This is a genomic window from Clostridia bacterium (assembly GCA_012840125.1).
In the GTDB taxonomy this organism is placed as follows: domain Bacteria; phylum Bacillota; class DULZ01; order DULZ01; family DULZ01; genus DULZ01.
In genome coordinates, this window is sequence record DULZ01000023.1 from 15963 (window position 1) to 27538 (window position 11576).

At 53.0% G+C, this 11576-nt stretch carries 12 protein-coding genes and 1 riboswitch; of the genes, 8 read left to right on the forward strand and 4 right to left on the reverse strand.

What is annotated here, in order from left to right:
* Nucleotides 1–116: 116 nt before the first annotated feature.
* A complete protein-coding gene (locus GXX34_02445; GenBank protein HHW06388.1) occupies nt 117–728 on the reverse strand; it encodes a LysM peptidoglycan-binding domain-containing protein in 612 nt (203 codons plus the stop codon).
* A gap of 141 nt (nt 729–869) precedes the next feature.
* On the reverse strand, nt 870–1664 hold the full coding sequence (locus tag GXX34_02450) for a glycosyltransferase (GenBank protein ID HHW06389.1): 795 nt from the start codon (nt 1662–1664) through the stop codon (nt 870–872).
* Between the two features lie 132 nt (nt 1665–1796).
* Here GXX34_02450 and yabG point away from each other — a divergent pair, with 132 nt between their 5' ends.
* The 5 genes from yabG (at nt 1797) to GXX34_02475 (ending at nt 7340) form a co-directional block, all read left to right on the forward strand.
* Nucleotides 1797–2666 carry a sporulation peptidase YabG gene (yabG, locus tag GXX34_02455; GenBank protein HHW06390.1) on the forward strand — a complete coding sequence of 290 codons (870 nt, stop codon included), beginning with the start codon at nt 1797–1799 and terminating at the stop codon, nt 2664–2666.
* 308 nt (nt 2667–2974) lie between these two features.
* Nucleotides 2975–4621 carry a hydroxylamine reductase gene (gene hcp, locus GXX34_02460; GenBank protein ID HHW06391.1) on the forward strand — a complete coding sequence of 549 codons (1647 nt, stop codon included), beginning with the start codon at nt 2975–2977 and terminating at the stop codon, nt 4619–4621.
* Between the two features lie 191 nt (nt 4622–4812).
* Nucleotides 4813–5091, forward strand: a complete 279-nt coding sequence (locus tag GXX34_02465; protein HHW06392.1) for a Veg protein — start codon at nt 4813–4815, stop codon at nt 5089–5091.
* 173 nt (nt 5092–5264) lie between these two features.
* A complete protein-coding gene (locus tag GXX34_02470; GenBank protein ID HHW06393.1) occupies nt 5265–7022 on the forward strand; it encodes a DUF3794 domain-containing protein in 1758 nt (585 codons plus the stop codon).
* A gap of 102 nt (nt 7023–7124) precedes the next feature.
* Nucleotides 7125–7340 carry a hypothetical protein gene (locus tag GXX34_02475; protein ID HHW06394.1) on the forward strand — a complete coding sequence of 72 codons (216 nt, stop codon included), beginning with the start codon at nt 7125–7127 and terminating at the stop codon, nt 7338–7340.
* Between the two features lie 36 nt (nt 7341–7376).
* Here GXX34_02475 and GXX34_02480 read toward each other — a convergent pair whose 3' ends face one another.
* Nucleotides 7377–7859 (reverse strand): hypothetical protein, encoded by a 483-nt coding sequence (locus tag GXX34_02480; protein HHW06395.1) that lies wholly within the window; start codon nt 7857–7859, stop codon nt 7377–7379.
* Nucleotides 7860–7999: 140 nt separating this feature from the next.
* Nucleotides 8000–8377 (reverse strand): hypothetical protein, encoded by a 378-nt coding sequence (locus GXX34_02485; GenBank protein ID HHW06396.1) that lies wholly within the window; start codon nt 8375–8377, stop codon nt 8000–8002.
* Nucleotides 8378–8516: 139 nt separating this feature from the next.
* Between GXX34_02485 and GXX34_02490 the strand changes: the two genes are divergently transcribed.
* From GXX34_02490 to GXX34_02500, 3 genes are all read left to right on the forward strand, one after another.
* Nucleotides 8517–9053: a spore cortex-lytic protein gene (locus tag GXX34_02490; GenBank protein HHW06397.1), complete on the forward strand. Its 537-nt coding sequence runs from the start codon at nt 8517–8519 to the stop codon at nt 9051–9053.
* A 17-nt stretch (nt 9054–9070) separates the two neighbouring features.
* Complete coding sequence (gene ypeB, locus GXX34_02495) at nt 9071–10438, forward strand: germination protein YpeB (GenBank protein HHW06398.1); 1368 nt, start codon at nt 9071–9073, stop codon at nt 10436–10438.
* 75 nt (nt 10439–10513) lie between these two features.
* Nucleotides 10514–10599, forward strand: a riboswitch (cyclic di-GMP riboswitch).
* 70 nt (nt 10600–10669) lie between these two features.
* On the forward strand, nt 10670–11576 hold a 907-nt coding region (locus GXX34_02500), incomplete at its 3' end, for a methyl-accepting chemotaxis protein (protein ID HHW06399.1).

Here is an 11576-nt window from a genome sequence, read left to right on the forward strand (position 1 = left end):
TGTATAACTTGTTCCTGCGGGTGGCGCAGAAGATCCGGGAGGAGAAGAGAAATAAGTAACGAGGCCGTGGGCCTTTTTTTGTGTGCCAAAATTGAAAAAAGGCCTTGCGGCCTTTTTTATATGGCAAAAACGTGATTGCCAATGCGTTTGATAATGGGCCTGGTCCAAATCCAGCGGCTGGTTGCTTTCGCCGGATTCCAGTAATACAGTGCACCCCCGGTGGGATCGCGGCCTGCCAGGGCTTCTTCCACCGCTCGCCAGGCAGTGGCGTCAGGTTCTAAATAGAACTGGCCGTCCTGCACGGCGGTAAAAGCCCCCGGCTGGAACAACACACCTTGAATGGTGTCCGGAAAGTCAGGGTTTTCCAAGCGGTTGAGAATCACCGCCGCTACTGCTACTTGTCCTTCAAAACTTTCTCCCCTGGCTTCCCCGTAGACCATTTGGGCCATGTACCGTTTATCCTGCTCCGAAACGGTGTAGCGACTGCGGCCGGATACCAAACTGCGGGAGGCAGTATCGGGGACGGGAATGATCAATACCTGTCCTGGATAGATGACAGTACTCTTCAACCCATTGTAATTGATTATGTCTTGTTGCTTAACGTTGAAACGTTGACTGATGAAAAAGATGCTGTCTCCCCGCTGTACCGTGTACCTGGTGGTAGCAGCTTCAGCACCGGCAGGCTTGAGGGCAATCAAGCACACCAGTACCGTACCCAGAAGGAGCATCTTTTTTAGATTAAACAGACAAGACCCCTCCTCCCTCTCTGTTTATTTTGGCCCATTATCTCTAAATTATTATAAAGGAGCTTGGCAAAGATTGCATTGGTAGATGGATGGGAAGACAGGCAGGAACTGGACAACCGGTGTTTAAACAAAGGAATTCAAGAAGTCATGCAGGAGTGCCCAGTTTCTTTCCGGGTGATAGCCCAGCATCTCCACCCCGTGATAGACCCGGGAACGGGGTTTTCCTTCCAGGATGGAAATCGCTTCGAGGCAATCCCCGATGATGGTCTCGGCGGTTAATTCCCAGTGCCGCACGTTGCCCGGCTTGGACCGCAGTTCCTGGTGGGGGAGCCCGGCGGCCACCCCGATGGTAAGGCCGGCTTGACGGGCTAAGACCAGGGAAACCGGGGGAATAGCCAGCTCCCGGAAAGGCACGACCTCTAAAAGCCGGCGGGACAGGGCATGGGGCCCGTGGGAAGGAGAGGCAATGCCCAGTTTATCAAAAAGGTTGAGCTTGCGATTTAATTTGGCGCGAAAAAAGGTGGTAAGCTGGGAAAAGGAAGCCCGGTGGCGATAGGGAATCACCGGATAACAGTTAACCAAAGCCATATCCCAACCCTGGTCAATCCGTTCCATGAGCTTTAGCAGCACTTCCGTAAACTTTCCCATCATGTCGCCATCGACAAACAGCACCCCTTGGGAATTGTATTTATAAGCGATTCTGGCCCCGACAGCCCGCGGTACATCCACCCCCAGTTTCTGTTCGAAGACATGCAGGTCCAGGCGCGGGTCCCGAAAGCGCCTGGCTTCCTCTACCGTCCGGTCCCGGCACCCGTTGGCAATGACGATGAAGTGATCCACAGGTAAAACGGAGAGATTTTCCAGTACTTGGCCGATGCGTCCTTCTTCATTGTAGGCGGGGATCACGATTGACCACATGATGTTCCTCCACACTGGTAATGATGCTTCTCAATATAGATTATGGAGAGTGTATCTTAAAGGACCCTACCTCACCTTTGGTTGTGGCGGCTCATAACATATAGCAAACGAAGGGCTGAGGGGGGAAATTAGTTGTCCCAATTGAAACCGGGTGACGTAGTGGTACGCAAATCCTACGGCGGCGATATTTTTTTCAAAGTGCGAGAATTGCGCAAGAACCCCAATGGCACTGAAGAAGCCGTCTTAACCGGGTTAGATGTCCGTCTGGTGGTTGACGCCCCCGTGAGCGATTTGGAGAAGAAGGATGCAGCCTCCATTTTGCAGTATCGCCATCACTGTATTCAAATGCAGACCCAGTCTTTACGAAATATACTGGCACGCCGGGAAATGGAGAGAAAGAAGAAAGAACTGCGCAACGGGGAGGATGCCGGCGGCGATTTTTTTGAAGTGCCCGGTAGGGTGCTGCACCTGGACGGAGATGAAGATTACCTGGAAAAGTGCCTGCACACGTATAAACAATTGGGGGTCCCTGCTTTCGGATTCGCCGTTCCCGAAAAGGACCAGCCGAAAAGGGTGATGGAACTGGTCAGGGAGTACAATCCCGACATTTTGGTTCTGACCGGCCATGACGCCTTGAAAAAGGGTACCAGGGACTTTAGCGATTTAGATAATTACAAGCACTCCCGCTATTTTATCGAGGCTGTCCGGAAAGTGCGGCAGGTGATTCCCAGCCGGGATGACCTGGTGATCTTTGCCGGCGCCTGCCAGTCCCATTATGAAGGCATCCTTTGCGCCGGGGCTAATTTTGCCAGTTCCCCGCAAAGGGTGATGATCCATGCCTACGATCCCGTCTTCATCGTAGAACGGCTGGCCTATACTTCTATTAACGAAAGCATCTCCATCAGGGATATTATCGAAACCACCATCACCGGGATCGACGGGGTAGGCGGCATCGAAACCAGGGGCCGCTTCCGCCTGGGATACCCCAAATCACCTTATTAAACACCTCCTGCTTGCTTATTGCCCGTCTCCCGGGCACCAAGCAGTCGGAGGACAACCGGTGCCTCCACCGAGCACAAGTTGTTTGGACCGCCGGCCAAATGTGTCCGGTTAATGCCGATGGTCAACAAGCCGCAACCGGTATCGTGCGGGGATACCGGTTGCTTTTTTATTGGACCGGGGCGGGCAAAAAATTAGCTTTTTTTGCTAGGTGTGATCAGTATCACTGTTACGGAGGTCCGGTTAAGGTAGAATTTCATTAGCATAAACAATGGAAATCCCGGGCACGGGATAGGAGGGGGTTCTCTTTCATGGAACAAAAAATGTTTTGCTTTCAGTGTGAACAGACAGCAGGTGGAACCGGTTGTACCAGATCCGGTGTTTGCGGCAAGACGCCGGAAGTGGCCGCGCTGCAGGACTTATTGATTTATCAACTCAAAGGGATCGGCTATTATGGTAATGCCCTATTGGCCAAAGGAGGGACAGTTCCCGAGGCAGCTACCGCCTTTGTCATGGACGCCACTTTTGCTACCCTGACAAACGTCAACTTCAGCCCTGACAGGATGGTGGACTATCTCAAGGAATCAGCCAAGGTCAAAGGGGCCCTGAGAGAACAGCTGGGCGGGCAATGCTGCGACCCGGCGGCAGCCCTGTATGAACTCCCGGCAGATAAGGAAGCCATGTTGGCTGATGCGGCCAAAGTAGGGATCATGGCCGATGCCGGCCTGGACCCCGACATCCGGTCTTTACGGGAGACCATTACCTACGGGCTCAAAGGTATTGCTGCTTACGCCCATCACGCCTATGTGCTGGGTTATCAAGATGAGGCAGTCAACAACTTTTTCTATAAAGCTTACAGCGCCTTGATCGATGACGGCCTCGGCATCAATGAGCTTTTGGAGCTGGCCCTGGAATTGGGTAAAGTTAACCTGGCCTGCTTGGAATTGCTGGACAAGGCCAATACCGGTACCTACGGCTCCCCGGTACCGACCCAAGTGCTGGTAACCAAGAAGAAAGGGCCCTTCATCATCGTATCCGGCCACGACTTGAAAGACTTGAAAGACCTGCTGGAGCAGACCGAAGGCAAAGGCATCAATATTTATACCCACGGGGAAATGCTGCCGGCCCATGCCTATCCGGAATTGAAGAAATACCCGCACCTGGTGGGCAACTTCGGCAGTGCCTGGCAAAACCAGCAAAAGGAATTTGACGGCATCCCGGGCGCCATTCTCATGACCACCAACTGCATCCAGGTCCCGAGGGAATCTTATATCGACCGGATCTTTACCACCAGTATCGTCGGCATGCCCGGTGCGGCTCATATTGAAACCGTGGACGGCAAGAAGGATTTCACTCCCGTCATTGAAAAAGCCCTGGCCCTGGGCGGCTGGACGGAAGACGAGGAAGAAAAGTACATTACCGTCGGTTTTGGCCACAACGCCGTGCTCAGCAACGCCGGGGCCATCATTGAAGCAGTTAAACAAGGGCACATCAAGCACTTCTTCCTGGTGGGCGGCTGCGACGGTTCCAGGAAAGGCCGCAGCTACTACACGGAGTTCGTGGAAAAAACGCCGGAGGATACGGTAATCCTCACCCTGGGTTGCGGCAAGTATCGTTTCAACAAAATGGATCTGGGGAACATCGGCCCCTTCCCGCGGCTGTTAGATATGGGACAATGCAATGACTCCTACTCTGCCATCAAAGTAGCCGTAGCCCTGGCGGAAGCCTTCGGCTGCGGGGTTAATGACCTGCCCCTGACCTTAGTGCTTTCCTGGTTTGAGCAAAAAGCGGTGGCTATTCTCTTGACCCTGCTGGCCCTCGACGTGAAGAACATTTACATCGGGCCTTCCCTGCCGGCGTTCTTGACACCCAATGTGCTCAATGTGCTGGTGGAAAAATGGAACCTGAAGCCGGTTTCCAGCCCGGAAGAAGACCTGAAGCAAATCTTAGGCGCATAACCGGGATAATTAAGAGCTAGTTGCACAGAGACAGTGCAATTAGCTCTTTTTATTTTCCAAGCACCGATAATTTCCTCCTAAATCAAATTTGGTGTGTTGACATTCCGTAAAACTCTGAAGTATAATTATGTATTTCATTTGACAGGATGCGAAAATTGTTGTACAATATACCTCGGAAAAGAGGTGGTTTTATGGCGGCCAAGGAAGTTTTGGCAAGTATCAAGAATACTTTAGATGATTGTGTTGGCCAGAGAATTAAGCTGAAAGCCAACAAGGGCAGGAAAAAGGTCTACGAGCGAACCGGCGTGTTGGAGCAGACCTATCCCCATATTTTCGTCATAAAACTGGACGAGCACCACAGCGTGGTGCGGCGGGTATCTTTCAGTTACACCGATGTCTTGACGGAAACCGTGGAATTAACGGTTTATCGCGGTGGCAAAGAACAAAAAATCAAAGCGGTTAAGTCTTAAATAACACCGGGTCTTGAGCCCGGTATTTTTTTGCCTCTCAACCTCCTTTTGAACAATTAACCTGCCCGAGACATAAGATGTAGTACTAAGCTCCCCGGAGGAGCAAGTAACACCACTGGCTGCGCCTGGCATATACTGTGATGAAATCATTCAGAAAGGAGGTTACCCCCCTTATGGATAGAGGCTATTATGATCACAAGAAAGGAAAGGGGCATCATAAGGATCACGACGATGACTACAATAAGAACCAGAACAACAACCAAGTAGAATACGAGGAAGAAACCATCAACGGCTTGCGGGTCAGGAGACGTCGCTTTAAGGTCCAACATGTGGTAGGAGAAAACACGACCCAAGTTACCCTGCGCTCGGTAGTCTCATTCCCTGTGGAAGTGCGCAAAATTATGGACGTTACCGCCGAGGTGCGGGATCTTACCGCCACGCCGCTGCCGGACAAAGTGATTGTCGAAGGGGTATTCCACAAGCAGGTAGCCTGGGTGGCCAACGTGAGCGCCGAGGTCAACGGTATTAGCTACATCCAGGATGCCGTTTACGACTTACCGGTGGATGAGAGATTCACCACTTTCGTGGAACTGCCCGGTGTGACCCCGGATTCCGTGGTGGATGTGGATGCCCGGGTGGAGTATGTGGATCACACCGACATCCCCGATGCGGCCAGTGTGGGCGACCAGTGGCAGCAAACGGTAATCTTGGAAGTCCATGTGCGGGCGACGGAAACCATGGAAGTGGATGTGATCACCGACGTCATCGTGCCTCCGGGCTCCGGTATCAAGGTGGTCAAGGAGAAGGTTAAGGTAGAAGAGGTCTTGGGCGAAGCGGAGAAACAAGTCAACATCATGGCCAACATCAACCTGCCGGCCGGGGTGGAAGCGGCAAAGGTGAAAAGCGCCGACGCCGAGGTGCGGAATATCACCACCGAGGTACTGCCTAACAAGGTGATCGTGCAGGGTACCTTGCACAAGCAAATCTTCTACGTGGATGCTGCTACCCGTCAATTGTTCGAGTTCGGTTTCGACGAAGATTTCACCACCTTTGTGCACCTGGAAGGGGTTGAGCCTAGAACCGATGTGACGGTGAACGCTCAATTGGAGTACGTCAAGTTTGACTTGACATCCCCGACGACCGCCAACCAGTCGGCCATCATCAAGCTGGTGGTACGGGCCGTCGCCACCAGGGAAATCAAAGTGGTGACCGATGTTATCGGACCGGGCATTGACGTCGTCAAAGAAATCCTCAAAGCCGAGCATGTGGTGGCGGAAGGCAAGCAGCAAGTGGCCATTGAAAACACCAGCATCACCTTCCCGCGTCCGGCCCGGAAAGTGGCGAAAGTGGACAGCAAGATTGAAATCAACCGCTCCGAAAGCAAGATCCTGCCCAACAAGATTATCGTGGTGGGCAACCTGCACAAGCAGCTTTTCTACGTCGACGTCTGCACCAACGGTGTGTTTGAAACCAGCGTTGATGAGCCCTTCACCACGTTCGTGGATGTCAAAGGTGCCAAACCCGGCATGAACGTTACTTATCACCGCCGCATCGAGCATGTGGATGTCACGAACCAGGGGCCCATTCCCACTCCGGAAGAAGTATGCCCGCCTGCGGTCTATGTACCGGAAAACTACCGGTGGAAGCAGACGGCTATTGTGGAGATCAAAGTAAGAGTAACGGAAACCAAGGAATTGAATGTGGTGACGGACATAATCATCGGCGGCAAATCCGATGTCTGCGAAGATGACGATTACGGTAAAGTTCGTTATCATGTGGTGAAGCCGGGCGATACTCTATTCAAAATTGCCCAGATGTACGGCACCACCGTGGAAGAGTTAATGAGGCTCAACCCGGGCGTTGACCCGAATAACCTGCAGGTAGGCCGGAAACTGAAAGTCCGCTGCGGCATACCGGGTGCAAAAGGCTAAAAGAAACAACCATGGCCTCTTGGCTATGGTTGTTTTCTTTCGGCACCCCGAGAGCCCGGCTTTAATAGAATATTATAGGTCTGGGAAGAGGAGGTCGGTTCCATGTCCAACGATGCCAAAGATCTGCTGCGCAGGCTCAGGGAGAGTAATGGGGAAACACACGAAAGAAACTTACCCCCGGCCTTGGAAGAAGAAGTGGTTCATATCATGCCGGCGGGTTATCCGGAACATATGTCGAAGAGAAAAGGAGAATGGCTGCACCTGATCCTTTTCCTGTTCGTCATCTGCTTGCTTTTCGCCCTCTGGAAACACAGGTAACAAGACGAGACCCCCGCGGACGGGGGTCTCGGTGTATCAAGTGTTTCTTTCCTTGAAAGGGATGGTTTTCGGTTCTTCCGGCTTCTTGGCGGTTTTTTCTTCTTTCCTGCTGGCCTGCATGGCTTCCTTGGCGCTGGTGAGGAGATTCATAAAATTCACCAGGGCAGCCGGGTTTTTGCCCAATGCTCCTAAAAGGTCGGCCGGATTTGTTTCAGCCGTATTACCTTTTGCTCCTAAAGCAGCCACCAGTTCTTCGGCATTCATGCCCTGGCTCTTCAACAGGCCGCCTAATGTCTCCATCAAGGCATCCTTATCAAGTTTCCCGGACGGGATGCCCTGGGCCGGATTGGTAATCCTGGGGACCGGCTGTCCTAGCTGGGCCAGGCTAAGTATGTTGACTAAAGCATATAAACCGAACATAGCCATCATCTGATTGGTGGGCATTTGACCTTGCTTTTCCACCAAATGCAAAAAGCTGCTCATTAAATCCGCCCCGACATTTTTCCGAGTTTCCTCCACGTCATAAACCTCCTCTCCTCCGGGGGGATGATTGTGATTAGACCGCCCCTTCAGAGCTAGTATATTCCTCAATAGAGGCAAGATTGCTTGTTCACGTGGAATTTTCCCGGAGATTCTTTCCCCCTCCTCTCTCGAGGGAGCTAAAAAGGGTTTACCGGGTCCCCACCACTCCTCTCCTCAAGGGTTGCCGGAAGGGACGGGAGGCTGGGTAAAGCATTATGTTCAGGGCCTGCAGCGGACGGCCGGTGACAATGCTGGTGGTCGGTAGCCAGGATCAGTAAGTACAGCACCAGGAACAGGGAGAAAGGGTTTTGGTAACTCTGATACATGCTGTGGCCCTGGTCCAGGGTGCCTATGGGAGCGGACAGGCTGGTTAGAGATTGAAGGGCTTTGGTACCGGCAGGGCTTTGGATGAGTTCCACCAGGCTTTGCGTTGTTTGGACGATCCTTTGCCCTCTCGGGTTTAAGAATGGAACGGCACTATCCAACAAGTTCAGGATCTCCTGTCTGAATTTCATCTGATTGACCCCCTTCGGCCTTCATTGAGACTGTTTGTTCCTTAGTCTAGTTTATGAAAAGGCGAGACGTCATGTGCCTGCCGGTGATGGCATCCCGGCCCATGCATAAGGTGGAAAGAATGGTCTCAAACTATTAGCAATAAAGGGGGTTGCTGAAGTGAGAAAGTGGTTGATAGGTACAGTTGTGGCTGCGGTCCTGCTTGGCGGCGGGTGGCAGCCGGTGGCGCAGGAAACAAAGTACGGCTACCTGCCGGTTACGGCAGGAGCGGAGGAGGCGCCGGTGCTCCCGGTGCAAGCTAGGGCCGGCACAGCTATCACCAGCGCTAATGATTTACACTTACTGGCAAGGGTGGTGGCCGCGGAAGCGGGGGGCGAGCCCTTTGAAGGTCAAGTGGCCGTGGCGGCGGTGCTGTTAAACCGGGTAAAGCACCCTTCCTTCCCGAATTCCATTGCCGGTGTGGTGTACCAGCCCCTGGCTTTCGAAAGTGTCATGAGCGGCCATATCTGGCGGGTCACGGATCTAGCCACGGCAGAACGAGCCGCCCGGGCTGCCTTAAGCGGTTGGGATCCCACTTACGGGGCTTTGTATTTCTGGAATCCCTCAAAACCGGTAAGCCGTTGGATTTGGACGAGAAAAATCATTAGGACCATCGGAGATCATGTGTTCGGGATCTAAACAATGGAGGTAGACAAATGAGGCGTTGGTATGGATGGTTGATGGCCGCCCTGTTGGTGGTGGCGGTGCTTGCTTTCGGTTTTGGGTACTGGAAGGACCAGCAGCGGGTGGCCAATGCTTTGGAGAGCAATTATCAAAGGGATTTTCACGTGGTAGTGGATCAGGTGGAGCAGTTGGAAGCCTTGCTGGGCAAGGGTTTGGTCAGTGCTTCGCCGCGCCAGCAGATCTTTTTATTGACGGAGATCTGGGGCAGAGCCAACACAGCCCAGGGGGCCCTGGGGCAGCTGCCTTTTACGGAGATTAATCTTTCAGCCAGCCGGAAGTTCCTGGCCCAAATGGGCGATTATGCTTATACCCTGGCCAAAAGGCTGGCCGGAGGCGAGGAACTGACCGGGGAACACAAAGCCCAGCTGCAGGCTTTTTACGAAGAAGTACGCCGGTACGGGCAGGTGCTGGCCCAAACGGAAGCCAGGCTGTTTCAGAACGGCTACCGTTGGACTAAAGCCGTTATGGCCGGGTCAGGGGGGAAAGGCCGGGTGCCCAATACAGAAGCGGTAGACGATGGGTTGGACGGCTTCAAGGAAATGGAACAGCGCTTTGCCGGGCTGCCGGTCTTAATCTATGACGGGCCCTTTTCCGACCATGTAGGCCAAGGGGATCCCAAGAGTTTTGTGGCCCATGCCCAGGCCATAGAGGAGCAGGAAGCCAGGCGCCGGGCGGAGCAGTTCGTCAACCAGCCGGGTGACGGCAGTTATCAAGCCATGAAAAGCGAGCGGGTGGAAGGTACGATACCCGTTTACGGCATTACCCTGGACGGGAAAAGAAAGCCGGGCACCGTCACCGCCGATGTCAGCATTAAGGGAGGCGAAATCATTGCTTTCTTAAACAGCCGGCCTGTCTCCGCAGCTCGGCTTTCCGAAAGCGAGGCGGAAGCGAAAGCGGCTGCTTTCCTCCGGGAACGGGGCTTTGAGCACTTTGAAAAGACCTTTTCCCTCAAGGAGAATAACGTGTTGTGGATCGTCTACGTGGCAAAAGAGGGAGCGGTGCGTCTATACCCGGATCAGGTAAAAGTGCAGGTAGCCTTGGACAACGGGGAAGTAATCGGGTTTGATGCCACCATGTATTACTTAAATCACCGGGAACGGGAATTGCTTACCCCGAGCATCTCCGAAGAGGAGGCCAGGGAGAAGCTGTCTGGGGAGTTAACGGTTAAGTCCAGCCGCCTGGCATTGATCCCCTTGAGCGGGGAACGGGAAGCGTTGACTTATGAATTTACCGCCGAATATGGAGGAGAACAGTACCTGGTGTATATCAACGCCATGACCGGGGAAGAAGAAAATATTCTCAAGGTGGTCCCGGTACCGCAAGGGCAACTGGCTATGTAATGATTTCTCAATGCTCTTTAAGCAGGAATATCTTACTATTTGTCGAAAAAGCCATAACAATAACAAGCCATTCCTCGTGGATAAGGGCAAACCCGTCGAAAGGCGGGGACGCAAAGCCATGGGTCTAAGGCCGGGAAGGCTATGACTGCCAGGTTGCCGGGATTGCACCTGTCTTTTACTGGCTCCGGCACGGAGTTTTTTTTTGTTATTTTTAGGGGGAGAGTGAGAAGCTTGGTAAAACGATTCATTAACCTCAAGGTCTTTGCCAAATTTATGGTAATGACGCTGGTCTTCTTCTTGTTTCTGGGAGGGACCGGTCTTTTCAGCCTGTGGTCGCTGCAGCGCACGGAGCAAGTGTATGCGGAGCTTTTAGAACGGCAACTGGCCATCAAGGAACTGGTTTCCGGCGTAAAACTGGCCGTCACCCAAAGCGGTCTGAGTGCTTTGGAACACATCACTGCCATTGACCCGACCCGGAAATCCATTTTCGAAAATGAAATCAGAGAATGGCAGGGGCAGCTAGAAGAGCTGGTGGCCGCATACAAGGAGCAGCCGTTATCCGCAGAGGAACAAGAGGCTCTGGCGCGATTTGAAGGTGCCTTAACCCAGTACCAGTCTGGTTTAAATAAGGCGGTGGAATTCAATAACCAGGGCTTGCATGAAGAGGCCCAGAACTATTACCTTACCACCATCGGGCGGAAGAATTTGACTTTCCTGAGTCTGGACCAGTTGGAGGAGCTCAGTAACCAGGAAGTGCAGCGGCTGGAACAAAAAACGAAAAGGAATATCACCCGGATCCGCAATAATGTGGTGATTACTCTCATCGCTGCCTTGGTGGTGGCCACCGGGGTCTCTGCGGCTATAGCCCGTGGTTTCAGCCGCCGGCTGCAGAAGTTGGAAAACTATGTTAAACAGGGAGCTACCGGGGATCTGACCATGGAAATCCTGGTCGACGGCACCGATGAAATCGGTTCCCTGGCGGGGTCTTTCCGCCGCATGATTGAGAACTGGAGGCAGGTCATTGAAGAAGTCAAGGAAGGAGCCGTGCGCAGTGCCCAGGTGGCGGAGGATTTCCTGACCAGCATCAATGAAACGGGCCGCGCCGTGGAGCAAGTCAATCATGCCATCCAGGAAGTGG

Bases quoted from the DNA above. Each gene is read 5' to 3' on its own strand.
- GXX34_02475 (HHW06394.1), top strand. From the start codon at position 7,125: ATGTCCAACGATGCCAAAGATCTGCTGCGCAGGCTCAGGGAGAGTAAT.
- ypeB (HHW06398.1), top strand. From the start codon at position 9,071: ATGAGGCGTTGGTATGGATGGTTGATGGCCGCCCTGTTGGTGGTGGCG.
- GXX34_02465 (HHW06392.1), top strand. From the start codon at position 4,813: ATGGCGGCCAAGGAAGTTTTGGCAAGTATCAAGAATACTTTAGATGAT.
- GXX34_02450 (HHW06389.1), bottom strand. From the start codon at position 1,664: ATGTGGTCAATCGTGATCCCCGCCTACAATGAAGAAGGACGCATCGGC.
- GXX34_02485 (HHW06396.1), bottom strand. From the start codon at position 8,377: ATGAAATTCAGACAGGAGATCCTGAACTTGTTGGATAGTGCCGTTCCA.
- hcp (HHW06391.1), top strand. From the start codon at position 2,975: ATGGAACAAAAAATGTTTTGCTTTCAGTGTGAACAGACAGCAGGTGGA.
- GXX34_02470 (HHW06393.1), top strand. From the start codon at position 5,265: ATGGATAGAGGCTATTATGATCACAAGAAAGGAAAGGGGCATCATAAG.
- GXX34_02445 (HHW06388.1), bottom strand. From the start codon at position 728: ATGCTCCTTCTGGGTACGGTACTGGTGTGCTTGATTGCCCTCAAGCCT.